This is a genomic window from Aureimonas sp. SA4125, assembly GCF_019973775.1.
GTDB lineage: Bacteria > Pseudomonadota > Alphaproteobacteria > Rhizobiales > Rhizobiaceae > Plantimonas.
In genome coordinates this window covers 3,281,438-3,307,358 of record NZ_AP025032.1, presented here as the reverse complement: position 1 = coordinate 3,307,358, position 25,921 = coordinate 3,281,438, and the positions used below count along the sequence as shown (strand labels likewise).

Sequence of the window (25,921 nt, the reverse complement as noted above, 5' to 3'; positions counted from 1 at the left end):
GCCAGGATGGGCCTTCCGGGCCGGCGGGCAACCGCCGGCTTTCCAGCTTAACGCGGGTTATGGTTAATGAATTTATCGGAGCTTGCGCAGGGGATCGCCGGGGGCGGGGAGGGCCGGACCATCGCGGTGACCGGACTGTCCTCGGATTCGCGCGCCATCCAGCCGGGATCGCTGTTCGCCGCGCTCTCCGGCTCGAAAGCCGACGGGGCGAGCTTCGTGCGCGAGGCGGAGGCGAAAGGTGCCGTCGCGATCCTGGTCGAAGCCGGGACTGATCTCGCCACCGACCTTCCCGTCCTTCGTGCGGAGGATTCGCGCCGCGCCCTGGCTCTGCTGGCGGCACGCTTCTTCGGCGCGCAGCCGCCCACGATCGTCGCGGTGACCGGAACCAGCGGCAAGACATCGATCGCCGCCTTCACGCGGCAGATCTGGAGCGCCGCCGGCCATCCCGCCGCCTCGATCGGCACGACCGGCGTCACCGCGCCGGGACGTGACGAGTACGGCTCGCTGACGACGCCCGACCCGATCGCGCTGGCGCGCCTGATGGCCGAACTTGCTGCCGAAGGCGTCACGCACGCGGCCATGGAAGCGTCCAGCCACGGCCTCGACCAGCGCCGGCTCGACGGCGTGCACCTGTCTGCCGCGGCCTTCATCAATCTCGGCCGCGATCATCTCGATTATCATCCGACCGTCGAGGCCTATTTCGCCGCCAAGATGCGCCTGTTCGATACGCTCCTGCCGACCGGTGCGCCGGCGGTCATCTTCGCCGACGACATTTGGTCCGACCGGGCGAGGGCAACCGCTTTGCAGTCCGGCGCCAATGTGTTGACCGTCGGTCGCAAGGGCACGTTCCTCGCCCTCAAGCGCCTCGAACACGAGCGCCACCGCCAGATCGCGGAGATCGAAGCCGAGGGCCGCATCCATCGCGTCGTGCTGCCGCTTGCGGGCGAGTTCCAGATGGCCAACGCGCTGGTGGCCGCAGGACTTGCGATCGCCACCGGCGTCGAGTCCGGACAGGCGCTGCAGAGCCTCGAGGACCTGAAGGGCGCGCCCGGCCGACTGGAGCTTGCAGGCACCACGGCAAGCGGCGCGCCGGTCTTCGTCGACTATGCGCACAAGCCTGAGGCACTGGAGAACGTCCTGTGGGCCGTCCGGCCCTTCACCACCGGGCGTGTCATCGTCGTCTTCGGCTGTGGTGGCGACCGCGACCGTGGCAAGCGGCCGATCATGGGCGAGATCGCCGCGCGCCTTGCCGACATCGCCATCGTCACCGACGACAACCCGCGCTCCGAAGTGCCGGCCAGCATCCGTGGCGAGATCCTCGCCGCGGCGCCCGGTGCCGAGGAGATCGCCGACCGCCACGCCGCCATCCGGCATGCCGTGGCGGCGGCCGATGCCGGCGACACCGTCGTGATCGCCGGCAAGGGCCACGAGACCGGCCAGACGGTCGGAACCACCGTGTTCCCGTTCAGCGACCATCAGGAAGTGCGCGCCGCGATCCGGGAGGCCGGACAATGACCGATTTCCTATGGGAGATCGACGCCCTCGTCGAGGCCACCGGTGGTCGTCCGATCGGCGCCATGCCCGACGGCATCACCGGCATTTCGATCGACACCCGCACCCTTCAGCCGGGCGAGGCTTTCTTCGCCATCAAGGGTGAGAATTTCGATGGCCACAACTTCCTGACCGCAGCCGTTGCCGCCGGGGCGGGGGTGCTCGTCGTCGCCAAGCACAAACTCCCGGCCCTCGGGCGCGTGCAGGCCCAGATCATCGTCGTCGACGACGTCCTCAAGGCGCTGGAACGCCTTGCCGAGGCGTCGCGGGCCCGTTCGAAGGCGCGCATCGTTGCTGTCACCGGCAGCGTCGGCAAGACGACGACGAAGGAGGCACTCCGCCATGCGCTGGCGGCCTGCGGCTCCGTGCATGCGTCCGCGGCCTCGTTCAACAATCACTGGGGCGTGCCGCTGAGCCTCGCGCGGATGCCGGCCGAGACGCGCTTCGGCATTTTCGAGATCGGCATGAACCATCCCGGCGAAATCCGGCCGCTCGTCAAGCTCGTGCGCCCGCATGTCGCCATCGTCACGCTCATCGCCCCCGCCCATCTCGGTCATTTCCGCGATCTCGACGAAATCGCCGTCGCCAAGGCGGAGATCTTCGAGGGACTGGTGGCGGACGGCGTCGCCCTCCTGAACGCCGACGACCCGCAATGCGGGCCTCTCTCCGAAATGGCGCGCGCCGCCGGCGTGACCGAGATCAAGACATTCGGCGCAGGGCCCGACTGCGACTACCGGCTGATCGATTATGCTCCGTCCGCCGAGGGCGCGCGGGTCGAGGCGCGGATCGCCGGCACCGAGATCGATCTCGCTCTCGCCGCATCCGGCCGCCACATCGCGGAAAATCTCGTCGCCGTTCTCGGGGCCGCCTCGCTTGTCGGCGCCGATGTCGCTGCCTGCGCCGCGTCGCTCGCCAGCTGGCACGCTGGCAAGGGCCGCGGCGAACGCCATTTTCTCGACGTGCAGGGCGGTGGCAAGATCGTCCTGATCGACGAGAGCTACAACGCCAATCCGACCTCGATGCGCGCCGCCATCGCGGTTCTGTCCGCGACGCCGCCTGGTGACGGTGGTCGGCGAATTGCCGTGCTCGGCGACATGCTGGAACTCGGTGCCCATGCGGCGGCGATGCATTCGGCCCTCGCCGACGACCTGCGGTCCGCGTCCGCGGACAAGGTCTTCCTCGTCGGCGAGGCCATGAAGTCCCTCGACGAAGCGCTGGACGGGGACCTCGCCTGCGAATGGCACGCCAGCGCAGATGAGCTTCGGGCAAGCCTGATGCGTCAGCTTCACTCCGGCGACGTCGTCATTGTCAAGGCATCCAACAGCATCGGTCTCTCCACGATCGTATCCGGCCTTCTGGCCGGCCATCCCCCCTTGACGGCGCCAGACGGCGTCGACGCAGCGACCTCGCAGGAAAACTGATCGATGCTGGAATATCTCGGTCATTTCTCTGAGGACATCGCGGCGTTCAACGTCTTTCGATACATCACCTTCCGGACCGGAAGCGCGATGATCACGTCCTTCATCATGGTGTTCCTGTTCGGACCGGCGATCATCGCCGCCCTGAAGATTCGCCAGGGGCGCGGCCAGCCGATCCGCGCGGACGGGCCGCAGACGCATTTCAAGAAGGCGGGCACGCCGACCATGGGCGGCCTGATGATCCTCTCGGGCATCATCGGCGCGACCCTGCTCTGGGCCGACCTCAGCAATATCTACGTCTGGACCGTGCTCCTCGTGACTGTAGGCTTCGGCGCCATCGGCTTCTACGACGATTATCTCAAGGTGACGAAACAGTCGCACAAGGGCTTTTCCGGCAAGGCGCGGCTCGGCCTGGAATTCCTGATCGCCGGCATCGCCTGCACGCTGATCGCCTATGCCGGCACCGGCAGCTTCGCCACTTCGCTGGCCTTTCCCTTCGTCAAGTCGCTGCTCCTCGATCTCGGCATGTTCTACATCGTCTTCGCCGCCTTCGTCGTCGTCGGCGCCGGCAACGCGGTGAATCTGACCGACGGGCTCGATGGCCTGGCCATCGTTCCGATCATGATCGCCTGTGGCGCCTTTGGCCTCATTGCCTATCTCTCGGGCAATGTGAACTTCGCCAATTACCTGCAGATTCACTACGTCTTCGGCACGGGCGAGCTCGCCGTGGTCTGCGGCGCCGTCATTGGCGCAGGCCTCGGCTTTCTCTGGTTCAACGCGCCGCCCGCGGCGATCTTCATGGGCGACACAGGCTCGCTGGCGCTGGGCGGCATGGTCGGCACCATCGCGGTCGCGACCAAACATGAGCTGGTGCTGGCGATCATCGGCGGCCTCTTCGTCATCGAGGCGATGAGCGTCATCATCCAGGTGGCGAGCTTCAAGCTGACCGGCAAGCGCGTCTTCCTCATGGCCCCGATCCACCACCACTTCGAGAAGCTCGGCTGGACCGAGAGCCAGGTCGTCGTGCGCTTCTGGATCATCGCCTTCATGCTGGCCTTCGTCGGCCTGTCCACCCTGAAGCTGCGGTAGGGGGCGAGATGATCCCGGCCACCACCTTCGACGGCAAGCGGGTTGCGCTCTTCGGCCTTGGCGGATCCGGCCGGGCGACGGCGCTGTCGTTGCTGGCGGGCGGCGCCGAGGTCCTGGCCTACGACGACAACCCCGCCAGCGTCGCGGCGGCCGAGAAGGACGGCATCTTCTGTGCGGACCTTCGCACCGCCGACTGGAGCGACTTTTCGGCTCTGATCCTGTCTCCCGGCGTGCCGCTGACCCATCCGAAGCCCCACTGGACCGTGGAACTCGCGCGGACCGCCGGCATCGAGGTCATCGGCGACATCGAGATCTTCAGCCGTGAGCGCGCCCGGCACGCGCCGACGGCGCCCTTCATCGCGATCACCGGCACGAACGGCAAGTCGACCACCACGGCGCTGATCGCGCACTGCCTGCGCGCCGCCGGGCGCGACACGCAGCTCGGCGGCAATATCGGCGTCGCCATCCTGACCCTCGACCCGCCGACGCCGGACCGCTTCTACGTCGTCGAGTGTTCGTCGTACCAGATCGACCTCTCACCGGGGATCGCGCCCTCGGTAGCCATTCTCCTCAACCTGACGCCCGATCACCTCGACCGGCACGGTACGATGCAGAACTACGCCGCGGTCAAGGCGCGGCTCCTTGCCGACGCCAATACCGCGATCGTCGGGATCGATGAATGGGATGGGCGCAGCATCGCCGACGATCTCGCAGCCAAGGGACGCAATTCCCAGCGCATCTCGCACCACCAGCTGGTTTCGCACGGCGCCTATTTCGACGGCGGCAGCGTCGTTCAGATGCATCGCGGCACGGAAGTCGCGCGCTTCGACCTCACCACCATCGGCTCGTTGCGCGGGCGCCATAATGGCCAGAACGCGGCTGCGGCGGTCGCTGCCCTTGCGGCGAGCGGCCTGACCCCGGCGGAGATCTCGATGGGGCTCGGTTCCTTTCCAGGCCTTGCCCACCGCATGGAGGAGATCGGCCGGGACGGCGCGGTTCTCTTCGTCAACGATTCCAAGGCGACCAATGCCGAGGCTGCGGCGCCGGCGCTCGCCGCCTTCGAGCGGATCCACTGGATCGCCGGCGGCCTGGCCAAGGATGGCGGCATCGCCAAGCTCGCCCCGTTCTTTTCGCGCATCGCCAAGGCCTATCTGATCGGCGAGGCGGCACCGGCCTTCGCCGCGACGCTCGGCGAAGGCATTGCCTACGAGATATTCGGAACGCTGGAAAACGCCGTCGCCCATGCGGCGCGCGATGCCGCCGCCACCGGTCAGCCGGAAGTCGTGCTGCTGTCGCCCGCCTGCGCGAGCTTCGACCAGTTCCGCAATTTCGAGGTTCGGGGCGATACATTCCGCGAGGCGGTCGGGCGCCTTCCGGGAATCCAATTGATCGAGAAGGGCTGATCGATGTCCAACCGCGTCAAGCGAGGAACGATGGCGGACTGGTGGTGGGGCGTCGATCGATGGTTCCTCGCCGCCTTCCTGATCCTCATGGTCGGCGGTCTCGTCCTGTCCTTCGCGGCCAGTCCGCCCGTGGCCGAGAAGATCGGTCTGGAGCCGTTCCACTTCGTCAAGCGGCACGGGGTCTTCCTGATCCCCTCCATCCTCGTGATGCTCCTCACCTCGATGCTCTCCCCCCGCGGCATTAGGCGGACCGCGGTGATCATGCTCGGCGCCTCGATCGCGCTGATGATCGTCGCGCTGTTCTTCGGCACCGAGGTCAAGGGCGCGCGGCGCTGGGTCGACATCGGCCCGCTGTCGCTGCAGCCCTCGGAGTTCATGAAGCCGGCCTTCGTCGTCATCTGCGCCTGGCTCTTTGCCGAAAAGGCGCGGCGCGCCGACATTCCCGGCAACCTCTTCGCGATCATTCTCCTCTTCATCGTCTGCGCCCTTCTCGTCGCTCAGCCCGATCTCGGCCAGACCATCTTGACGGCGGGCGCCTGGGGTGGGCTGTTCTTCATGGCCGGCATGCCCTGGCTCTGGATCGTCGGGCTCGGCGGTATCGCCGCCGGTGGCTTCTTCGCCGCCTATTCCTTCTTTCCGCACGTGGCGAGCCGCATCGACCGCTTCGTCACCGGCGAGGGCGACACCTTCCAGATCGACACGGCGCGCGAGGCGATTCTACACGGCGGCTGGCTCGGACGGGGGCCGGGCGAGGGTACGGTCAAGCGGATGCTGCCCGACAGCCACACCGACTTCGCCTTCTCGGTCATCGCCGAGGAGTTCGGCATCGTCGCATGCATGCTTCTCGCCTCGCTGTTCTGCTTCATCGTCATCCGCGGCCTCAGCGTCGCCTTGGCGCAGCGCGACGCGTTCACGCGGCTGGCGATCTCCGGCCTCGTCTTCCTGTTCGGGCTGCAGTCGATCATCAACATGGCGGTGAATCTGCAACTGATGCCGGCCAAGGGCATGACGCTGCCCTTCATCTCCTATGGCGGCTCGTCGATGATGGCGGTGGCGATCGCCGCCGGCTTCGTCCTCGCCCTGACCCGCCGCAAGCCGGAAAACGCTTCGCAGACCGACCGGCTGATGGATCGGACGATGGCGCTCGGGGCGATGTGAGGCCGATATGTCGGAGCAGGACATCCCATCGGACAACCGGAAACTCAGCGAGGCGGAAAAGCAACAGATCAAGCTGACGGCGGGCTACTTCAACGGTGTCGCCGCAGTCCTGAGCCTTTGCAGCTTAGTTCTTAGCCCCGATATTCACCTTCATGCCCGGCGACGCTTGCGAGGACTGGATGCACGATTGAGATCATTTTCTATGTGCTTGCTGCCCTGACTTTGCTCATCGGCGCGATCCTCGTTACGCGCTATGTCGGCAGGAGTCTCGACCGCGACATCGAGCAGAGCCGGCGCCGCCGGTTGGCAGACAATCGCCAAGGCTGAATGACATCGACCTGATTTCGTTCTTTCGTCGTCTGTCGGGGTAACTGGCGGGCGCCCTCTCGTGATAACAGGCGCCACGCACACTCACCGGCTGACGGGGCGACACGCATGAACGGACCCATCCTTCTCTCCGCCGGCGGTACCGGCGGGCATCTCTTTCCGGCCGAGGCGCTGGCGCACGAACTCGTCGCGCGCGGCTTCACCGTGCATCTGGCGACGGACGAGCGGGCAGGGCGCTACGCCGAGCGGTTTCCGGTCGAGAGCATCCATGTCGTGCCGTCCGCGACCTTCGGCTCCAAGAACCCGCTGCATGTCGCGTCGTCGTTGATGACGCTCTGGCGCGGCTTCAGGGTGGCGAGCCAGGTGGTTCGCACGATCCGGCCCGCCGTGGTCGTCGGCTTCGGCGGCTATCCCACGGTGCCGCCGATGATGGCGGCGACGCGTGCCGGACGGCCGACGCTGATCCACGAGCAGAACGCCGTCATGGGCCGCGCCAACAAGTTTCTCGCGCCGCGGGTGACGAGGATCGCCGCCGGCATTCCGCAGGAGCATGCCGACAAGGCCTATGCCGGGAAGATCACCGTCACCGGCAATCCGGTGCGACCGGCGATTCTGGAAGCCGCGGGCTACGACTACAAGGCGCGCGATTCTGACGGGCGTTTTCGCCTCGTCGTTTTCGGCGGCAGCCAGGGGGCGCAGTTCTTCGCCGACGTCATGCCGGAGACGATCCGGGCCCTGCCGGCGGACCTGCGCCGTCAGCTGCACGTCACGCAGCAGGCGCGCCCCGAGCAGGAAGAGCGGGTGCGCACCTTCTACGCCGCCGAGGGCATCGAGGCCGATGTCTCACCCTTCTTCACCGACATGGCCAAGCGCATCGGGCGAGCGCAGCTCGTCGTCAGCCGCTCCGGTGCTTCGACCGTCTCGGAGATCGCGGTGATCGGCCGCCCGGCGATCCTGGTGCCCTACCCCTATGCGCTCGACCACGACCAGGCGGCGAATGCGGCCCTGATCGAGGCTGCGGGAGGCGCCCTGGTCGTTCCGCAGGCTGACCTGTCGCCGGAGCGTCTCGCCGGCCTGATCGCAGGGCTTGCCGCCGATCAGGGCCGCGCGACGGCGATGGCCGCTGCCGCGCGATCGACGGGGATTCCCCATGCGGCGCGGTTGCTTGCCGATGTCGTGGAGTCTATGTCCGGCACAGCCAACAGCAACTGACTTTTGCGAACGGAGACCCTCATGAAGATGCCGCCCAATATCGGCCCGGTGCATTTCATCGGCATCGGCGGCATCGGCATGTCGGGAATCGCTGAGGTGCTCGTCACGCTCGGCTACACGGTGCAGGGATCCGACCAGAGCGAGAACGCCAACGTCCAGCGGCTGCGCGAGAAGGGCGTCACCGTTCACATCGGCCACCATGCCGACAATCTCGGTCTCGCCGAAGTCGTCGTCGTGTCGACCGCCATTCGCCGCAGCAACCCGGAACTCGCCGCCGCGCGCGAGCGCCTGCTGCCGGTCGTGCGCCGCGCCGAGATGCTCGCCGAACTGATGCGCTTCCGCCATGCCATCGCCATCGGCGGCACGCACGGCAAGACGACGACCACGTCGATGGTCGCGACGCTCCTCGATGCCGGCGGTCTCGACCCGACGGTCGTCAACGGCGGCATCATCAACGCCTACGGCACCAATGCGAGGATGGGCGAGGGCCCGTGGATGGTCGTCGAGGCCGACGAATCCGACGGCACCTTCCTGCGCCTGCCGGCCGACATCGCCGTCGTCACCAATATCGACCCCGAGCACCTCGACCACTACGGCACTTTCGACAAGGTGCGCGAGGCTTTCCGCGCGTTCGTCGAGAACGTGCCGTTCTACGGCTTTGCCGTGATGTGCCTCGATCACCCGGAAGTGCAGGCCCTCGTCGCCAAGATCGAGGACCGGCGCATCATTACCTATGGCGAGAATCCGCAGGCCGACGTTCGCTTCGAGAACCTGCGCGTCGAGGGGCCACGGTCGGTCTTCGACGTCACGCTGCGCGACCGCGTCACCGGAACGACCACGCAGATCCGCGACCTCGTCCTGCCCATGCCGGGGCGGCACAACGTGTCCAACGCCACCGCTGCGGTCGCCGTCGCCTATCGCATCGGCATCCCGGCCGAGGCCATCAAGACGGGTCTTGCCGCCTTCGGCGGCGTGAAGCGGCGGTTCACCCATACCGGTTCGGTCGGCGGCGTCGACATCTATGACGACTACGGCCACCATCCCGTGGAAATCAAGGCCGTCCTCGCGGCCGCGCGGTCCTCGACGAGCGGCCGCGTCGTCGCCGTCGTGCAGCCACACCGTTTCACCCGGCTGCAGAGCCTGTTTGCAGACTTTGCCGCCTGCTTCAACGACGCCGACACCGTCATCCTCGCCCCGGTCTATGCCGCTGGCGAGGAGCCGATCGAGTTCGTCAATTCCGAAATGCTGGTCGAGCGCATGAAGCTCGGCGGCCATCGCGATGCCCGCCTCATCGACGGACCGGCCGAGATCGCGCCGCTGATCGACCAGCTGGCGCGGCCGGGCGACATGGTCGTCTTCCTCGGCGCCGGCTCGATCACGCAATGGGCCTATGCCCTGCCGAAGGAACTGGCGGCGCTGCAGGCCAAGCACACGGGATGACGGCGCGCACGCGATCCATCGATGGCGCGGGCCTCCTCGCCCGTCTGGGCGATCGGTTTTCCGGCATCCGGGGCCGGCTGACGGCCGATGCCGGCATGGACAAGATCACCTGGTTTCGTGCCGGAGGGGCGGCGGAGATCCTGTTTCAGCCAGCCGACGAGGAAGACCTCTCCGCCTTCCTGCAGGCGCTGCCGGAAGATATTCCGGTCACCCCCGTCGGCATCGGCTCCAATCTCCTGGTGCGCGACGGCGGCATCGCCGGCGTCGTCATCCGGCTGTCGGCAAAGGGCTTCGGGCAGGCCGAAGCTTCGGGGCCGGCGACCATCCGCGCCGGCGCGGCCGCGCCCGACAAGCGGGTTGCGGCTGTCGCGCTGGAAGCGGGGATCGGCGGCTTCCATTTCTACCACGGCATCCCCGGCTCGATGGGTGGCGCGCTGCGCATGAATGCCGGTGCCAACGGCGCCGAGACGCGCGAGCGCGTCCGCGAAGTGCGCGCTGTCGACCGGCAGGGGCGACTGCATCTGCTGTCGAACGCCGAGATGCGCTATGCCTACCGCCATTCCGGTGCTGCCGCCGACTTGATCTTCACCGCGGTCGAACTCGAGGGCGAGCCCGCATCCCGCGACGAGATCCGCACGCGAATGGACGAGGTCCGGCATCACCGCGAGACGGTGCAGCCGGTGCGCGAGAAGACCGGTGGTTCGACCTTCAAGAATCCCGAGGGTAGCTCGGCCTGGAAGGAGATCGACCGGGCCGGCTGCCGTGGCCTGACGGTCGGCGGGGCGCAGATGTCGGAACTCCACTGCAACTTCATGATCAATACCGGCTCGGCCACCGGCTTCGACCTGGAGACTCTCGGCGAGACCGTGCGCGAGCGCGTGTTCGCGACGTCGGGCATCGATCTCCATTGGGAGATCAAGCGGATCGGCGCTTTCTTGCCGGATCGCGTGGTAGAACCCTTCTCACCCTGAGGGTCCCGGCTTTCGTAGACGCTGGATCCGGCCCAACCGCCCTTTCGCCTGCGGACGGCTGCGCCGAATTTGTCGGATGCCCCCGCGCCCGCCGGCCGCGGAGGGGGCGTGGTCTCCCGCATCGAGCCGGCCAGATCCAATCAAATCCTTTCCAGAGACCGCTTTCGCGAAAGCGGGTCCGAGCGCGATCGCGGGGCGGTGCAGACTTGCATCACTCAAGTCTTGGTTTTCGCGTTCTTTTCAACGCCGTTACGATTTTGTTGCATTGGTCACGGCGCCTTAACGCCTGCTTAACCATCGGCGGGCGATGAATGGTCCACACGCCGTTTCGGCGCGAGGATCAGGGTTTCATGACGAAGCATGTGGCGGTGTTGATGGGCGGTTTTTCGAGCGAGAGGCCGGTCAGCCTCTCCTCGGGCAATGCCTGCGCCGACGCGCTCGAGGCCGAGGGCTTCCGCGTCACGCGCGTCGATGTCGGTCGCGACATCATGACGGTGCTTGCCGATCTCAGACCGGACGTTGCCTTCAACGCCCTTCACGGCCCTTTCGGCGAGGACGGCAAGATCCAGGGCGTCCTCGAATATCTCGAGATTCCCTACACGCATTCGGGCGTCCTCGCCTCGGCGCTGGCGATGGACAAGGTCAAGGCCAAGATCCTTGCCAAGGCCGCCGGCATTCCGGTGGCCGAGGCGAAGGTGCTCGACCGGCGCGTCGTCGCCGAGAAGCACGTGATGGCGACGCCCTATGTCGTCAAGCCCATCGCGGAGGGGTCGAGTTTCGGCGTCCTCATCGTGCGCGAGGATCAGGCGCATCCGCCGCAGCAGCTCTTCGACGCCGAATGGGCGTTCGGCGACATGGTGATGGTCGAGCGCTTCGTGCACGGTCGCGAGCTGACCTGCGCCGTCATGGGCGATGTCGCGCTCGGCGTCTGCGAAATCACCACCGAGGGCCATGCCTTCTACAACTACGAATCCAAATACCTGCCGGGTGGGTCGCAGCACGTGATCCCGGCGCAGATTCCGGCGCATGTCACGCGCCGGGTGCAGGAATATTCACTGGCCGCCCATGCCGCCGTCGGCTGCCGCGGCGTCAGCCGGTCGGATTTCCGCTATGACGACCGTTTCGGCGAAGGCGGCGAGCTGATCTGGCTGGAGATCAATACCCAGCCCGGTATGACGCCGACCTCGCTGGTGCCCGATATCGGCCAGGCCGCAGGGCACTCTTTCGGCGAACTGCTCAGCTGGCTCGTGGGAGACGCGTCATGCGATCGCTGAATGCGGAAAGACGCCCCGTGGCCGTCCCGTCGTCGCGGCTCGGTTTTCGCCTGTCGGTCGCCGGGCGCCGCCTCGCGGCTCTCGGCGAGCGGCTGTCGCACTTCCCGGCGCCACGCTTCGGGGTCATCGCGACGGTGCTCCTGACTTCCACCGGCCTCTACGGCATGTCGCTTGGCCAGCATACCACGACCGTCATCGACGCGGTGTCGCAGCCGCTCGGCTTCTCGATCGACAAGATCGACGTCTCCGGCAACAGCGAGACCTCGGAGATCGACGTGCTGCAGGCCCTCTGGCAGACCGGCGCGCAGAGCCTTCCCTCGCTCGATCCCGACGCGGCGCGCCAGACGCTCGAAGGCATGCCGTGGATCGAGAAGGCCTCGGTTGCCAAGACCTATCCCGACCGGGTCGCGATCACGCTGACCGAGCGCAAGCCCTTTGCCCTCTGGCAGAAGGGACGCGAGCTCTTCGTCGTCGACCGCGACGGCCGCGAGATCGTGCCTTACGTCGTCGGCCGTTTCTCCGGCCTGCCTTTCGTCGTCGGAACCGGTGCCGCCTTGCACGGGGCTGAATTCGTCGAGGCGATGGAGGTCCTGCCAGAGCTTCGCGCAAGGGTGAAGGCATACATTCGCGTCGGGGACAGGCGTTGGGATCTTCGCCTCGAGAACGGCATGACGGTCCGCCTGCCCGAAGAGGGCGCGATCGAGGCCGCGGCGGATGTCAGCCGCATGGATAGGGAACTGGGCTTGCTGTCGCGTGACATCCTTGTTGTCGACATGCGTATCGAGGATCGGGTGGTCGTTCGCCTGACGCCTGACGCCCTCGTGCGCCGCGATGCGGCCATGAAAGAACGCATGAAGAATATCAAACGCAGCCAGAAGGCGAAGCCGGTATGACGTTTCTGTCCCGGAACTCCCGCGACCTGCCGCGCATGCGCGCCCTTCCTGGCCGTCGCACCCGCATCATTTCCATTCTCGACGTGGGCACCACCAAGGTCACCTGCCTGATCGCCCGGCTGAAGCCGCGGCAGGAGAGCGAGATCCTGCCCGGCCGTACCCACGAAGTCGAAGTCATCGGCATCGGCCATCAGCGCTCGCACGGCATCAAGTCCGGCGTCGTCGTCGACCTCGATGCGGCCGAGAAGGCCATCCGCTACTGCGTCGACGCGGCCGAGCGGATGGCGGGCCTCACCATCGATTCCCTGATCGTCTCGCTCACCGCGGGACGGCTGAAGAGCGTGCGCGGCTCGGCCGGGATTTCAACGCATGGCGCCGAAGTCTCGCCCGCCGACCTGAAGCGCGTTCTCAACCTGGCCGCCCGCGCGCCGATCGAGGCGGGGCGCCTGGCCCTGCATTCGGTGCCCTTCGACATCTCGCTCGACGGCGAGACCGGTCTTGAGAACCCGCAGGGCATGATCGGCCAGCGGCTTGGCGCCGACATGCACATCCTCACCGCCGAAGAGACGCCGCTGCGCAATCTCGAGGCGGCGATCAACCGCGCCCGGCTCGTCGTCGAAGCTTTCGTTGCGACGCCCTTTGCTTCGGGTCTCGCCTCGCTCGTCGACGACGAGGCGGAGATGGGCTCGGCCTGCATCGACATGGGCGGCGGCGCGACGACCATCGCCATCTTCCAGAACGGCCGTTTCGTCTATGCCGATTCGGTGGCCCTCGGCGGTCAGCACATCACCATGGATCTTGCCCGCGGCCTGTCGATCCGGCCCGACGACGCCGAGCGGCTGAAAGTCATGCATGGTTCGGCGATGAGCGAGCTGATGGCCGATTCCGACACGGTCGAGGTTGCGCCGCTGGGCGAGGACGGCTTCGAGGCGCCGATCAACGTGGCTCGCTCGCTCGTCGCCCGCATCATCCGGCCGCGCGTCGAGGAGACGCTGGAACTCATTCGCGACCGGCTCGCCGCCTCGGGCCTCGGCCATGTCATCGGCAAGCGCGTCGTCCTCACCGGCGGCGCCAGCCAGCTCGCCGGTCTCAGCGACACGGCCCGTATCATCATGCAGCGCAATGTCCGGCTCGGGCGGCCCGTCGGGGTCGCCGGCCTGACCGCGGCCAACAAGAGCCCCGCCTTCGCAACGGCGGTCGGCCTTCTGATCTATCCGCAGGTGTCGACGATGGAGCATTTTCCCGACACCTCGGCCACCAGTTTCGCTTTCGACGAGACGACCCGCGTCGGGCGCCTCGGCTCCTGGTTGCGAAAGAGTTTCTGACATTCCGGCGGGACGTCCCGCCGGCAGCTTCACGTCGCGCGCCGCGCGTCTTGAGACCACACCGACCATCAGGCCGACGCGGCGATACGGCCCCCATCGCGAAAGAGGAACCAGGACATGTCTATCAACCTCGCCAAGCCCGACATCACCGAACTGAAGCCCCGGATCACCGTGTTCGGTGTCGGCGGCGGTGGCTGCAACGCGGTCAACAACATGATCAATGCCGGTCTCGAGGGCGTTGAGTTCGTCATCGCCAACACCGATGCCCAGGCGCTTCGTTCCTCGCGCGCCGAGCGGGTCATCCAGATGGGTGTCGCCGTCACCGAAGGCCTCGGCGCCGGCTCGCAGCCGGAAGTCGGCCGCGCCGCCGCCGAAGAATCGCTCGACGAGATCTGCGATCATCTCCTCGGCTCGCACATGTGCTTCGTCACCGCCGGCATGGGCGGCGGCACCGGCACCGGAGCTGCCCCCGTCGTCGCCCGTGCGGCACGCGAAAAGGGCATCCTGACCGTCGGCGTCGTCACCAAGCCGTTCCACTTCGAAGGCCAGCGCCGCCTGCGCATCGCCGAGCAGGGCATCGAGGATCTGCAGAAGAACGTCGACACGCTGATCGTCATTCCGAACCAGAACCTCTTCCGCATCGCCAACGACAAGACCACTTTCGCCGACGCCTTCGGCATGGCCGACCAGGTGCTCTACTCGGGCGTCGCCTGCATCACCGACCTGATGGTCAAGGAAGGCCTGATCAACCTCGACTTCGCCGACGTCCGGTCGGTCATGCGCGAGATGGGCAAGGCGATGATGGGCACGGGCGAAGCCTCGGGCGAAGGCCGTGCGATGGCCGCTGCCGAGGCTGCGATCGCCAACCCGCTGCTCGACGAGACGTCGATGAAGGGCGCCAAGGGCCTCCTGATCTCCATCACCGGCGGTCGCGATCTGACCCTCTTCGAAGTCGACGAAGCGGCGACCCGCATTCGCGAGGAAGTCGATTCCGACGCCAACATCATCCTCGGCGCCACCTTCGACGAGAACCTGGAAGGTGTCATCCGCGTTTCGGTCGTCGCCACCGGCATCGATAAGACGGCGCAGGAAGCCTATGACCGTCCGATCGAAATCCGCCATGCGCCGATGATGCCGCGCCCCGTCGCCGCGCCAGCGCCGGCCCCGCAGATGCACCAGCCGGCACCCGTCCCGGCGATGCCGATGGTGGCCGAGACGCGGGCTCCGGCGCCCGTCTATCAGGAAGAGCCGGTCCTGGAGAGCCTCGACATCGAGGACGACTTCACCGCCGCGCTGCAGGCCGAGATCGCTGAAGTCGCCGTCCATGCGCCGGTCGCCGATCAGCGCCGCGAGGCTCCGATGACAGCGCTGCGCATGCCGCGGGTCGAAGATTTCCCGCCGATGGTTCAGGCCGAATACTCGAGCAAGACCGCCCCCGAATCGGCCGACGACAAGGGTCCGATGGGTCTTCTGCGTCGCCTGACGACCGGCCTGTCGCGTCACAGCGACGAGGAAGCGACCGCCGAGGCCGCGCGCCAGGCCCGGGTCGAGCCGCGCCGCGCCGTCGAGCCGAACCCTTACGCCCCGCGGCGCCAGGCGGCCGAAACGGCAGCCCGTCCGGTCTCCGCCCAGCGGCCGATCAGCGACGATGAGCAGCTGGAAATTCCGGCCTTCCTGCGCCGCCAGTCGAACTGACCGGCACGACGTTGCCCTGAGACCACACGGCCCGCCTTCATCAGAGGCGGGCCGTTTTTGTATCTAACTGATTTGGCTGCGTGTTTTCAGGCCGGTAAAGAATTGATGGTAACAAAGGGTAAGAATCCGTGATTTGGCGCAGACGGCGCCGACCACTAGGTTGACCTTGGAATTTATGGGACTTTTCGACGTTGCCGTCTTTCTGGGGAGGAAGACTTGGCGCCCAACGAAGAAGTCTCTCTGGCGTGTGAGGGGGTTCTTCACGCAAGCGCCGGATGGCTGAAAGGGCTTTCTTACGTGATCATTCATCAGCACACGATCGACGCGCGGATCGATTTCGACGGCGTCGGCGTTCATGCTGGGACTTCCGTCCGACTGACGCTTCTCCCCGCCAAGGCCCATAGCGGCATCGTCTTCCATCTCGTCGACGCCGACGGCACCACCCTTCGCAGCATCAAGGCGCTCTCGTCCAACGTTCCGGCCACGGACCTGTCGACCATCGTCGGCGACCCGTCCGGCCAGCACGTCGCCACGATCGAGCACCTGATGGCCGCGCTTTATGCCATGGGCGTCGACAACGTCGCCATCGAGATCCATGGCAACGAAATTCCCATCATGGATGGTTGTTCGGCGGCCTTCGTCGCGGCGATTGAGTCCGTCGGCCTGCGCAGCCAGGTGGCACGCCGCCGCTACATCCGCGTTCTGAAGCCGGTGCGCGTCGAGATGGGCGCTTGCGTCGCCGAGTACCTGCCCCATCCCGGCACGCGTTTTGAGATCGAGATCGATTTTCCGACGCCGGCCATCGGCCGCCAGACGTTTGCGGCCGACCTCACACCTGGTCTCTTCCGCGACGAACTCGCTCGCGCCCGCACCTTCGGCTTCATGAAGGATGTCGAGCGTCTCTGGGCCTCCGGCCATGCGCTGGGCTCGTCGCTCGACAACTCAGTGGTCATCGGCGACGACGACCGCATCATCAATCCGGACGGGCTGCGCTTCGTCGACGAATTCGTCCGTCACAAAGCGCTGGATGCCGTCGGTGACCAGGCGCTTGCCGGTGGCCGGATCCTCGGCTGCTACCGGTCCTATCGCGGCGGCCACAAGCTGAACGCAATGGCCCTGCAGGCGCTTCTGGCAGATGAAACCGCGCACGAGATCGTCGAGATGCCGGAGCGTCGCCGCGACATCGTCCGCCATTCGCCGCTGATCGCAGCTGCAGTCGCGGCGCCCGCCCATGGACCGCAGACACTCTGATCCCCTGCAGGGGGCCCGCTGGCGGCGTCGCTGCGGCGAATCTGCTTGGCATCGGGGAAGTTTCGGGAGCTGCGGCGCTGCCGCAAGCCACTCGCAGCGACCTTTCGCAGGGGGGTATCCGGCCTCGCCATCCCGGTTCACGCCTTAAAAAAGGCGGGATGGATCGCCTTCAAACGTTGCTGGCAGCCGATGTCTGATCTAGACAACGCTGGGCTTCGGGTTAATCCAGGGGAATTCGACAGATGCGCACCATGACGCCATCGCGCGCGACGCGAGCGAGATCCTCGCTGGCACGAATGTCGGTCCTCCTGGTCCTCGGCGCTTCCGCTCTCGCGCTTCCGGGCTGCATGTCCGGCAAGGACAACGATATCGACGTCCTGGCGCTTGCCGCCGAAACCGAGCCTGCGGACGTTCTCTACAATCAGGGCCTCGCCAATCTCGAGGGCGGCCGCCTGAAGGAAGCCTCGGCCAAGTTCAACGCCATCGATCGCCAGTACCCGTACTCGGAATGGGCCCGCAAGGCGTTGGTGATGAGCGCCTTCACGAGCTATCGAAGCGGCGCCTACGAGGAGGCCGTCACGTCGTCGCGGCGCTATCTCAATACCTATCCCGGTACGAGCGAAGCGGCCTACGCCCAGTACATCATCGGCCTTGCCTACTACCGCCAGATCCCGGACGTCACGCGCGACCAGAAGGCTTCGGCCCGCGCTGCTGCCGCTATGCAGGAGGTGATCGATCGCTATCCGGAATCGGAATATGCCGAGGATGCCCGCACGAAGATCCGCTTCTCGCGCGACCAGCTTGCCGGCAAGGAGATGCAGGTCGGCCGCTATTATCTCGAGCGCCGCGAGTACATCGCCGCGATCAACCGGTTCAAGCGCGTCGTCGACGCCTTTCCGCAGACGCGCCATGTCGAGGAAGCGCTGGCACGCCTGACGGAGGCGTATTACGCGATGGGGCTGGTGCAGGAGGCCCAGGCGGCCGCCTCGGTGCTCGGGCAGAATTTCCCGGAATCGCAGTGGTACAAGGATTCCTACTCGCTGCTGCAATCCAAGGGTCTCGAGCCGCGCGCCGGCTCCGGCAGTTCCTGGTTTGGCAAGGCGACAGCGGCAATCACCGGCGCCTCTTCCTGAGCGCAGCGGTCGATTTTGCGGAGACGACAAGGCCGGGACGGATGCGTCCCGGCCTTTTTCATGTTTCGGCCGGGCGGTCCTTGGACTTCCGGCAGAAAGCCATATCTTGGCCACGCCGGTTGCCATTCCGCCGGACAGCGATTAGCGACTGACGGCATGCTTGTTCACCTTTCGATCCGCGACATCGTCCTCATCGAACGCCTCGATCTCGCATTGGGCGAGGGCCTGTCCGTGCTCACGGGCGAGACGGGTGCTGGCAAGTCGATCCTTCTCGACGCCTTGGCGCTGGCGCTCGGCGGACGCGGCGACGGCTCACTGGTGCGCCATGGCGCCAAGCATGGCGAGATCACCGCGGTGTTCGACCTGCCCGCCGGCCATCCCTCCCGTCTCGTCCTGACGGAGAACGGCTTCGACGACGACGGCGACCTGATCCTACGACGCATCCAGAGTGCCGACGGGCGCACGCGCGTCTTCATCAACGACCGGCCGTCGAGCGTCTCCCTGATGCGCGAGATCGGCGCCGGCCTCGTCGAGATCCACGGCCAGCACGATGACCGGGCGCTCGTCGATCCCGAGGCGCACCGGCTGCTCCTCGACGACTATGGCGGACTGCGTACGGAGGCGGAGGCGACTGCCCGGGCCCATGCCGACTGGAAGCGGGCGGAAGGCGATCTGCTGCGTCACCGGGCCAAGATCGAGGCCGCCGCGCGCGAGGCCGACTATCTGCGTGCCGCGGTCGCTGAACTCTCGGAACTGGCGCCGGTCGTGGGCGAGGAGGAGGAACTGGCGGCTCGACGCCAGTTGATGATGAAGTCGGAGAAGATCGCGAGCGACGTCGCCGAAGCGCATGACGAACTTTCCGGGCACTCCTCGCCGATCCCCGGCCTCGCCGGCCTCCTGAAGCGGCTCGACAGGCGCAAGGACGAGGTGCCGGGGCTTCTCGACGATACGCTGGAGCGGCTCGACACCGCCCTCGACGCGCTGTCGGACGCGCAGATGAGCCTGCAGGCGGCACTGCGCGGCCTCGAATTCGACCCGCGTGCCCTGGAGGAGGCGGAGGAGCGCCTTTTCGCGCTGCGTGCCGCCGGCCGCAAATTTTCGCGCCCGGTCGACACTCTGCCCGATCTCATGGCTGCGATGATCGGCGATCTCGCCGATGTCGATGCCGGCGAGGAGCGGCTGGCGCGGCTCGAGGTCGAGGTGCGCGAGAAGCGCGCCTGTCTCGACGCGCTGGCGGCCGATCTCTCGATGAAGCGCATTGCCGCCGCCACGCTTCTGGAAGGCGCCGTCATGGCGGAACTGCCGGACATGAAGCTCGAGCGCGCCGCCTTCCTGACGGAGATGGCGCAGGATCCGGCGAACCCGACCGCTGCCGGCATCGACACGGTCGAGTTCTGGGTCCGCACCAACCCCGGTACCCGCGCAGGGCCGATGATGAAGGTCGCCTCGGGCGGCGAGCTCTCGCGCTTTCTCCTGGCGCTGAAGGTGGCGCTTGCCGACAAGGGCTCGGCCCCGACTCTGGTCTTCGACGAGATCGACACCGGCGTCGGCGGGGCCGTCGCCGACGCCATCGGCCGCCGCCTCGCGCGCCTTGCCGGCCGGGTCCAGGTGCTCTCGGTCACCCATGCGCCCCAGGTCGCGGCGCGAGCGACGACGCATCTCCTCATCTCCAAGGCCCAGAGCCGGCCCGACGACGAGCGCCTCGCCACCCGCGTCGAGGCGATCGAGGGCGAGCACCGTACCGAGGAGATCGCGCGCATGCTCGCCGGCGAGAGCATCACGGCGGAAGCCCGCGCCGCGGCTGCAAGGCTCATCGGAGCGGTTTAGGGCTGGACGCTGAAGGCGCGCGCGTCATCCCTCATGCTGAGCCTGTCGAAGCACGAGGGATCGGCACCGCATCAAGGCGTGTGCGTTGCCCTCGCCCTTCGACAGGCTAAGGGTGAGGGCCAGGGAAGTGTCGCTCGGGGCGAAAGGCATGTGGGGTTGCGGACATTCCCGTTCCGAGCGGTGCCCCCAGCTTCGTCATCCCGGGCTTGACCCGGGATCCATGCCGAAGCAGTTTCGCTACGAAATCGGGGGAGGAGGAGCGGGGCTCGAAGGGTCGCGCTTGACCCCGCCAAGGTTTTGGCATGGATCCCGGGTCAAATCCGGGAGGACGCGGCGGAGAGGATGAGGCACGCCTGGGAAAACCCTACGCCTCCAAGCCGATCGCTCCGTCCCCTCATCTCTCGACCTCAGTTTGCAACGGCCCGACCCATGACCGAGATCGAAGACCTCACCCTCGACGAAGCCGCCGCCGAGCTGGAGCGGCTGGCGCGGGAGATGGCGGAGCACGACCGGCGCTATTACCAGGACGATGCGCCGGAGATCTCCGACGCCGCATACGATGCCCTGCGCCAACGCAATCGCGCGATCGAGGAGCGCTTTCCCGATCTCGTCCGGCCGGACTCGCCCTCCCTCAAGGTCGGCACGGAGGTCTCGGAGAAATTCGCCAAGATCACCCATGCCTTGCCGATACTCTCCCTCGACAACGCCTTTTCCGATGCGGACGTGGAGGATTTCGCCGCGCGCCTGCGCCGCTTCCTGAAGCTCGGGGAGGAGGCGCCGCTCGCCATCACGGCCGAACCGAAAATCGACGGCCTGTCGCTGTCGCTGCGCTACGAGGGCGGCAAGCTCGTGTCGGCGGCGACACGCGGCGACGGCACGACCGGCGAAGACGTTACCCGCAACGCCCGTACGATCAAGGATATCCCGGGGACGCTGAAGGGAGATGCGCCGGATGTGTTCGAGGTGCGCGGCGAGGTCTACATGACGCATGCCGACTTCGCCGCCATGAACGAGCGGCAGCTGGCGGCCGGCAAGCCGCTCTTTGCCAATCCGCGCAATGCAGCTGCGGGATCGCTGCGCCAGCTGGACTCCCGGATCACCAAATCCCGGCCCTTGCATTTCTTCGCCTATGCCTGGGGCGAGGCGAGCGTGGTGCCGGGCGAGACGCAGACGGAGGTGGTCGCCGCGATCGCCCGCTACGGCTTCAAGGTCAACGCGCTCATGCAGCGCTTCTCCGATGTCGCGGGCCTCGTCGCGCATTATCATGCGATCGAGGAGCAGCGCTCGGCGCTCGGCTACGACATCGACGGCGTCGTCTACAAGGTCGACGATCTCGCCTTGCAGAAGCGGCTCGGCTTCGTCTCCCGGTCGCCCCGCTGGGCCATCGCGCACAAGTTCGCCGCCGAGCAGGCGACGACGGTCCTGCGCGACATCGAGATCCAGGTCGGCCGCACGGGTGCGCTGACGCCTGTCGCCAAGCTCGCGCCCGTGACGGTCGGCGGCGTCGTCGTCTCCAATGCGACGCTGCACAATGCCGACTACATCAAGGGCGTCGGGCAGGGCGGCGTGACCTTGCGCGAGGGCCGAGACATCCGCATCGGCGATACCGTCATCGTCCAGCGGGCCGGCGACGTCATTCCGCAGGTGGTGGACGTTCTCCTCGACAAGCGGCCGGCCGATGCAGGGCCTTACCTCTTTCCGGCGCGCTGCCCGATCTGCGACAGCCATGCCGTGCGCGAGGATGACGGCGTCGTCACGCGCTGTACCGGCGGCCTGATCTGCCCGGCGCAGGCGGTCGAGCGCATCCGCCATTTCGTCTCGCGCAACGCCTTCGACATCGAGGGACTCGGCGAGAAGCAGGTCGAGTTCTTCTTCAAGGCCGAGGACGATGCGCTGCAGGTGCGCAGCCCCGCCGACATTTTCACCCTCAAGGAGCGCCAGTCACGCTCGACCTTGAAGAAGCTCGAGAATATCGACGGTTTCGGCCCGGTCTCGGTGGCAAAGCTCTTCGCGGCGATCGAGGAACGACGCACGGTGCCGCTCTCGCGCTTCCTTTTTGCGCTCGGCATCCGCCATGTTGGCGAGACGAATGCCAAGCGTTTCGCCCGGCACTATGGCAGCCTCTCCGCCTTCGCCGCGGATGCGGCCACCGCGGTGTTGCCGGTGGAGAAGAAGGACAGGGGCAACGAGGCCTGGCAGGCGATGAACGACATCGACGGCATCGGCGGCGTCGTCGCCGAAGCCGTCGTCGAGTTCTTCGCCGAGGCACACAACCGCGAGGCCCTGGCCGCCCTCCTCGACCAGGTCACCGTGCTCGACGAGGTAGCCGTCGTCGACGCCTCCTCGCCAGTCGCCGGCAAGACGGTGGTCTTCACCGGCACGCTCGAACAGATGACGCGCGACGAGGCGAAGGCGATGGCCGAGGCGCTCGGGGCCAAGGTGTCCGGCTCGGTATCGAAGAAGACCGATCTCGTCGTCGCCGGCCCCGGTGCGGGGTCGAAGCTGAAGCAGGCGACAACGCTCGGCGTCGAGGTGATCGACGAGGCCGGCTGGTTCGTGCGCATCGGCCGCGACGCGGCGCCGACGCAAACCGCGGCCGAGCCGCCTTCGGACCAGGCGCCGGGGGTTCCGGCAGCCGAAGCTGACCCAAAAGATCCGGCATGACGATCATCGCCATCGATTTCGAGACGGCGACGTCCCGGCGCGACAGCGCCTGCGCCATCGGCCTTGCCTGGATCGAAGCGGGCGAGGTGACACGGCGGGAATATCGCCTGATCCGTCCGCGCGAGCTTCGCTTCGATCCTGGCAATGTCCGCGTGCACAGCATCACGGAGAGGGATGTGCGCGATCAGCCGACCTTTCCGGCCGTGTTCCGGGAATTTGTCGGCGCGATCGACGGCGCGCTGGTGCTGGCGCACAATGCGAGTTTCGATCTCTCGGTGCTGAATGCCTGCCTCCAGTCCTACGGTCTGCCGCGGCCGGCGTTGGAGACGAGCTGTACGCTTGCTCTGGCGCGCCGGATCTGGCCGGCCGAGCCGAACCACAAGCTTTCGTCCCTGGCGAACCGCTTCGGACTGCGCTTCCAGCACCATCATGCCGGCGAGGACGCCTATGCCTGCGCCCATATCGCGCTGGAAGCCGTCCGGGCCGCGAAGGCGAGGGATGTCCATGCGCTCGCGCGGCGCTACGAGCTGGTGAAAAGCCACGCGGCGCTGCCGGGGCTGGTGCAGGACGGGATCGCGGCGCGGGCGCTGGCGGCGCTGAACACGGTGCTGACGCCGCAGCCGGCCGACGCCTCGCTCTTCGTCGTCCGCGGCTCGCGCGGCACGCCCTACGAGATCCGGTTGCGCATGAAGCCGGGCAGGGCAGCCGAGCTCCTGTGCTCCTGCGTCGGCGCGCGGTTTCGGGTGGAGTGCCGGCACGTGAAGCAGTTGAAGGCTGGCAATCTCGCCGACCTTCTCTCCGACAACCGCAAGGATGCCAGGAAGATCGCGGCGCTTTTCGCGGCCTGAACGACTGCCCGACGGCGGCGCCGCGGGGGTCTCATGGCGCGCCCCCGTGCATTCGCGTGCGATCTCTAACCACGGCACCGGGGACAAGGACCGTCGATCGGTCAGCCTCTACGCCGGATGGGACATGAACACCGTCACACCGGAACGACCGCCGACTTGAAAGTCACAAGGCGCTTCGCGAGAGCCTGTCTCGACCAATCGGCGCAGCCGGCGATCACCATGGACGTCAATCTCCAGAGCGGGCCTTTGCGCGTGCGTAAGCGCGCGCGGCGCTCTAGAAGGGGGGGCCGAACGCTCCCGCCGTGAGTCTCTGATTGTCCCCCGCCACCGAAGTCCGCGACGGCCTCAGCCGTGTCTTTCCGGTTCTTGCCGCAGTCATTCCCTTCGGTCTCGTCTATGGCGCCGTGGCGCATGAGGCAGGACTGACGACGGCAGAGATCATGGGCTTTTCGGCCCTGGTCTATGCCGGCGCCAGCCAGTTCGTGGCGCTGGAGATGATCGGGCTCGGCTCGCCGGTCATGGCGGTGGCCGTCGCCATCTTCGCGCTGAACTTCCGGCACGTCCTCTATTCGGCCTCGGTCGGCCGCAATCTCAGGCGCTTCTCACCCCTGCAGAAGGCCATGGCCTTCTTCTTCCTCGTTGATCCCGTTTTCGGCGAGGCCGAGTTGCGCGCGGCGCAAGGGCGGATCACGAAGCGCTTCTACTTCGCCTATGCGCTCGTCCTCTATGCCAGCTGGCTCCTGTCCTCGCTCGCCGGCGCCGTCTTCGGCAGCCTCCTCGGCGACCCCGCGACGCTGGCGCTCGACTTCATCCTGCCGGTCTATTTCCTGACGCTGATGATGGATTTTCGCCGTCGGACGAATTTTCTGCCAGTGGCATTGGCGAGCGGGCTTGCCTCGCTGGTCCTGCTGATGACCCTCGGTCCACCCTGGAATGTCACCCTCGGCGCGCTTGGCGGTATTCTCTATGCCGTTCTCGCGAGGCCGGCAAAGGCGAACGGTGCCACTGCCGAGCCCGATGGCGGGGGGGTCGACCGGTGAGCGACGTCTGGCAGATCATCCTTCTCGGCGCGGTCCTGACCTATGTTACGCGCTTTGCCGGCCACGTCGTGCTGACGCGGATCGAGCGCATTCCGCCGCGGGTCGAGGCGGCGCTCGATGCGGTGCCGGCGGCTGTCCTCGCCACCATCGTCGCACCCGTCCTCGTCACCGGCGACTGGCCCGAGCGCGTCGTCATCGTCATCTGCGCGTTTCTTTGCCTCAGACTTCCGGTGATCGCCACGGTCGCCATCGGCGTGGCCCTGGTCGCTCTCTCCCGCGTCATGGGCCTCTGATCTCAGGCCCAAAACGACTGCGGGCGCCTTTCGGCGCCCGCAGCAGCATCGCTTGTCAAAGAGTGGGGATTTAGGCGTCCTGAATGGCCGACAGGAGCCAGGAGCCACCGCGCTCGCGCGTAAACGTCCAGGTTTCCGTGCTCTCGCTCGGAACGGTGTTGTCGCCCTCGACGACCTTTCCGGTAGCGCGCTCGACCGTTGCGTCGATCGAGGAGTAGCGCATGTCGACGGTCGCGTATTCGCGGTTGCCCTCGCGCCAGCTCTCCGCCACGTCGCCCTGGAGGAGACGGACGTCGGAAACCTCGTTCTTCAGCCCGTTGGAAGCATTCTGCCCAAGCTCCTCGGAAAAGTAGGAGACCATCTCCGGGGTCGACAGGCGACGAAGCGCAGCATAGTCCTCGCGGCCATAGGCGCCCTGGATCTCGGAGAGCATCCGCTCGAAGGTCGAGAGATCATCGCCGGAAATGCCAAGCTCATCCGGATTGCCGGTGCGGCGCGATCCGCCGGCACGTGCGGCATTGCCACCGCCGAGCGCGGCGCCGATGCCGGGAATCGAGCGCAGGTTCGGCTTTTCAGCTTGATAGGCGGTGCTGTTCGCATTCGCCCCGTTCATCCCCGGCGCGGTGTTCATGCGGGGTGCCGCGCCCGCCGTCGCACCGGCCGGCGTGGACCGGCGAAAGAAGCGCATGGCCAGCATGATGGCGCCGCCGATCAGGAGAACCTGGAAGAGAAGGCTCAGCATACCGCCCATGCCGCCAAACCCGCTGCCGAGCATCATGCCGAAGAGGCCGCCAAGGGCGAGGCCGCCGAGCATTGATCCGGCGAAGCCGCCGAACATGCCGCCGCCGCGCTGTGCCGCCGCGCCAGTCGTGGCGCCCGCTGCCGGAGAATTCGGCGTCATCGAGCGCTGCACGGGGGCGGCCGATGTCGGAGACGTCGCGGTCGCGGGCGCCGACTGGTAGGTGCGGGCGCCACGGCTGCCGAAGCCGCCACCGCCGCCAGCCCTGCGGGCGTCGGCATAGTCGACCGCGAGCAATGAAAAGCCCATCACGGCAATGGTGAAGAGGCTGGCAAGCCGGAAATTTCGGTTGAAGGGCATGATCTGTTTC

20 protein-coding genes are annotated in these 25,921 nt (G+C 66.9%); 19 read left to right on the top strand and 1 reads right to left on the bottom strand.

Going from position 1 to position 25,921, the window contains the following annotated elements; genetic code table 11:
• Positions 1-66: 66 nt before the first annotated feature.
• The 19 genes from Sa4125_RS15645 (at position 67) to Sa4125_RS15555 (ending at position 24,812) form a co-directional block, all read left to right on the top strand.
• Positions 67-1,515, top strand: a complete 1,449-nt coding sequence (locus tag Sa4125_RS15645; protein WP_223999277.1) for a UDP-N-acetylmuramoyl-L-alanyl-D-glutamate--2,6-diaminopimelate ligase — start codon at positions 67-69, stop codon at positions 1,513-1,515.
• Positions 1,512-2,972: a UDP-N-acetylmuramoylalanyl-D-glutamyl-2,6-diaminopimelate--D-alanyl-D-alanine ligase gene (locus tag Sa4125_RS15640; protein ID WP_223999275.1), complete on the top strand. Its 1,461-nt coding sequence runs from the start codon at positions 1,512-1,514 to the stop codon at positions 2,970-2,972. Before Sa4125_RS15645 ends, Sa4125_RS15640 begins: the two co-directional genes overlap by 4 nt.
• 3 nt (positions 2,973-2,975) lie before the next feature.
• Positions 2,976-4,058, top strand: coding sequence for a phospho-N-acetylmuramoyl-pentapeptide-transferase (gene mraY / locus Sa4125_RS15635; RefSeq protein ID WP_223999273.1), 1,083 nt, complete (start codon positions 2,976-2,978; stop codon positions 4,056-4,058).
• An 8-nt stretch (positions 4,059-4,066) separates the two neighbouring features.
• Complete coding sequence (gene murD, locus Sa4125_RS15630; protein WP_223999271.1) at positions 4,067-5,461, top strand: UDP-N-acetylmuramoyl-L-alanine--D-glutamate ligase; 1,395 nt, start codon at positions 4,067-4,069, stop codon at positions 5,459-5,461.
• Between the two features lie 3 nt (positions 5,462-5,464).
• Entirely contained in the window at positions 5,465-6,619 is a 1,155-nt protein-coding gene (gene ftsW / locus Sa4125_RS15625; RefSeq protein WP_223999269.1) for a putative lipid II flippase FtsW, read from the top strand.
• Between the two features lie 435 nt (positions 6,620-7,054).
• A complete protein-coding gene (gene murG / locus Sa4125_RS15620; protein WP_223999268.1) occupies positions 7,055-8,158 on the top strand; it encodes an undecaprenyldiphospho-muramoylpentapeptide beta-N-acetylglucosaminyltransferase in 1,104 nt (367 codons plus the stop codon).
• Positions 8,159-8,179: 21 nt separating this feature from the next.
• Entirely contained in the window at positions 8,180-9,598 is a 1,419-nt protein-coding gene (gene murC, locus Sa4125_RS15615) for a UDP-N-acetylmuramate--L-alanine ligase (RefSeq protein ID WP_223999267.1), read from the top strand.
• The gene (murB, locus tag Sa4125_RS15610; RefSeq protein ID WP_223999265.1) at positions 9,595-10,569 is read left to right on the top strand and encodes a UDP-N-acetylmuramate dehydrogenase; all 975 of its coding nucleotides are present in this window, start codon (positions 9,595-9,597) and stop codon (positions 10,567-10,569) included. The genes murC and murB overlap by 4 nt, the downstream gene beginning before the upstream one ends.
• Positions 10,570-10,919: 350 nt before the next feature.
• The gene (locus tag Sa4125_RS15605; protein ID WP_223999264.1) at positions 10,920-11,843 is read left to right on the top strand and encodes a D-alanine--D-alanine ligase; all 924 of its coding nucleotides are present in this window, start codon (positions 10,920-10,922) and stop codon (positions 11,841-11,843) included.
• Complete coding sequence (locus tag Sa4125_RS15600) at positions 11,831-12,736, top strand: cell division protein FtsQ/DivIB (RefSeq protein WP_223999263.1); 906 nt, start codon at positions 11,831-11,833, stop codon at positions 12,734-12,736. Before Sa4125_RS15605 ends, Sa4125_RS15600 begins: the two co-directional genes overlap by 13 nt.
• Complete coding sequence (gene ftsA / locus Sa4125_RS15595) at positions 12,733-14,061, top strand: cell division protein FtsA (protein ID WP_223999262.1); 1,329 nt, start codon at positions 12,733-12,735, stop codon at positions 14,059-14,061. Before Sa4125_RS15600 ends, ftsA begins: the two co-directional genes overlap by 4 nt.
• A 117-nt stretch (positions 14,062-14,178) precedes the next feature.
• Positions 14,179-15,756: a cell division protein FtsZ gene (ftsZ, locus tag Sa4125_RS15590; protein WP_223999261.1), complete on the top strand. Its 1,578-nt coding sequence runs from the start codon at positions 14,179-14,181 to the stop codon at positions 15,754-15,756.
• Between the two features lie 297 nt (positions 15,757-16,053).
• Positions 16,054-17,007: a UDP-3-O-acyl-N-acetylglucosamine deacetylase gene (lpxC, locus tag Sa4125_RS15585; protein WP_223999260.1), complete on the top strand. Its 954-nt coding sequence runs from the start codon at positions 16,054-16,056 to the stop codon at positions 17,005-17,007.
• A 251-nt stretch (positions 17,008-17,258) separates the two neighbouring features.
• A complete protein-coding gene (locus Sa4125_RS15580; RefSeq protein WP_224007844.1) occupies positions 17,259-18,140 on the top strand; it encodes an outer membrane protein assembly factor BamD in 882 nt (293 codons plus the stop codon).
• A gap of 156 nt (positions 18,141-18,296) precedes the next feature.
• A complete protein-coding gene (gene recN, locus Sa4125_RS15575) occupies positions 18,297-19,967 on the top strand; it encodes a DNA repair protein RecN (RefSeq protein WP_223999259.1) in 1,671 nt (556 codons plus the stop codon).
• 429 nt (positions 19,968-20,396) lie between these two features.
• On the top strand, positions 20,397-22,631 hold the full coding sequence (gene ligA / locus Sa4125_RS15570; RefSeq protein ID WP_223999258.1) for an NAD-dependent DNA ligase LigA: 2,235 nt from the start codon (positions 20,397-20,399) through the stop codon (positions 22,629-22,631).
• Entirely contained in the window at positions 22,628-23,479 is an 852-nt protein-coding gene (locus tag Sa4125_RS15565) for a 3'-5' exonuclease (RefSeq protein WP_223999256.1), read from the top strand. The genes ligA and Sa4125_RS15565 overlap by 4 nt, the downstream gene beginning before the upstream one ends.
• A 314-nt stretch (positions 23,480-23,793) precedes the next feature.
• Positions 23,794-24,519, top strand: coding sequence for an AzlC family ABC transporter permease (locus Sa4125_RS15560; RefSeq protein WP_223999255.1), 726 nt, complete (start codon positions 23,794-23,796; stop codon positions 24,517-24,519).
• Entirely contained in the window at positions 24,516-24,812 is a 297-nt protein-coding gene (locus Sa4125_RS15555; RefSeq protein ID WP_223999253.1) for an AzlD domain-containing protein, read from the top strand. The genes Sa4125_RS15560 and Sa4125_RS15555 overlap by 4 nt, the downstream gene beginning before the upstream one ends.
• Positions 24,813-24,882: 70 nt before the next feature.
• Here the strand turns inward: Sa4125_RS15555 and Sa4125_RS15550 are convergent, their stop codons facing one another.
• On the bottom strand, positions 24,883-25,911 hold the full coding sequence (locus Sa4125_RS15550) for a Tim44 domain-containing protein (protein WP_223999251.1): 1,029 nt from the start codon (positions 25,909-25,911) through the stop codon (positions 24,883-24,885).
• Positions 25,912-25,921: the final 10 nt, after the last annotated feature.

Coding starts and splice junctions, on each gene's coding strand:
- Sa4125_RS15645 (WP_223999277.1), top strand. CDS start 67: ATGAATTTATCGGAGCTTGCGCAGGGGATCGCCGGGGGCGGGGAGGGC.
- Sa4125_RS15640 (WP_223999275.1), top strand. CDS start 1,512: ATGACCGATTTCCTATGGGAGATCGACGCCCTCGTCGAGGCCACCGGT.
- mraY (WP_223999273.1), top strand. CDS start 2,976: ATGCTGGAATATCTCGGTCATTTCTCTGAGGACATCGCGGCGTTCAAC.
- murD (WP_223999271.1), top strand. CDS start 4,067: ATGATCCCGGCCACCACCTTCGACGGCAAGCGGGTTGCGCTCTTCGGC.
- ftsW (WP_223999269.1), top strand. CDS start 5,465: ATGTCCAACCGCGTCAAGCGAGGAACGATGGCGGACTGGTGGTGGGGC.
- murG (WP_223999268.1), top strand. CDS start 7,055: ATGAACGGACCCATCCTTCTCTCCGCCGGCGGTACCGGCGGGCATCTC.
- murC (WP_223999267.1), top strand. CDS start 8,180: ATGAAGATGCCGCCCAATATCGGCCCGGTGCATTTCATCGGCATCGGC.
- murB (WP_223999265.1), top strand. CDS start 9,595: ATGACGGCGCGCACGCGATCCATCGATGGCGCGGGCCTCCTCGCCCGT.
- Sa4125_RS15605 (WP_223999264.1), top strand. CDS start 10,920: ATGACGAAGCATGTGGCGGTGTTGATGGGCGGTTTTTCGAGCGAGAGG.
- Sa4125_RS15600 (WP_223999263.1), top strand. CDS start 11,831: ATGCGATCGCTGAATGCGGAAAGACGCCCCGTGGCCGTCCCGTCGTCG.
- ftsA (WP_223999262.1), top strand. CDS start 12,733: ATGACGTTTCTGTCCCGGAACTCCCGCGACCTGCCGCGCATGCGCGCC.
- ftsZ (WP_223999261.1), top strand. CDS start 14,179: ATGTCTATCAACCTCGCCAAGCCCGACATCACCGAACTGAAGCCCCGG.
- Sa4125_RS15580 (WP_224007844.1), top strand. CDS start 17,259: ATGACGCCATCGCGCGCGACGCGAGCGAGATCCTCGCTGGCACGAATG.
- recN (WP_223999259.1), top strand. CDS start 18,297: ATGCTTGTTCACCTTTCGATCCGCGACATCGTCCTCATCGAACGCCTC.
- ligA (WP_223999258.1), top strand. CDS start 20,397: ATGACCGAGATCGAAGACCTCACCCTCGACGAAGCCGCCGCCGAGCTG.
- Sa4125_RS15565 (WP_223999256.1), top strand. CDS start 22,628: ATGACGATCATCGCCATCGATTTCGAGACGGCGACGTCCCGGCGCGAC.
- Sa4125_RS15550 (WP_223999251.1), bottom strand. CDS start 25,911: ATGCCCTTCAACCGAAATTTCCGGCTTGCCAGCCTCTTCACCATTGCC.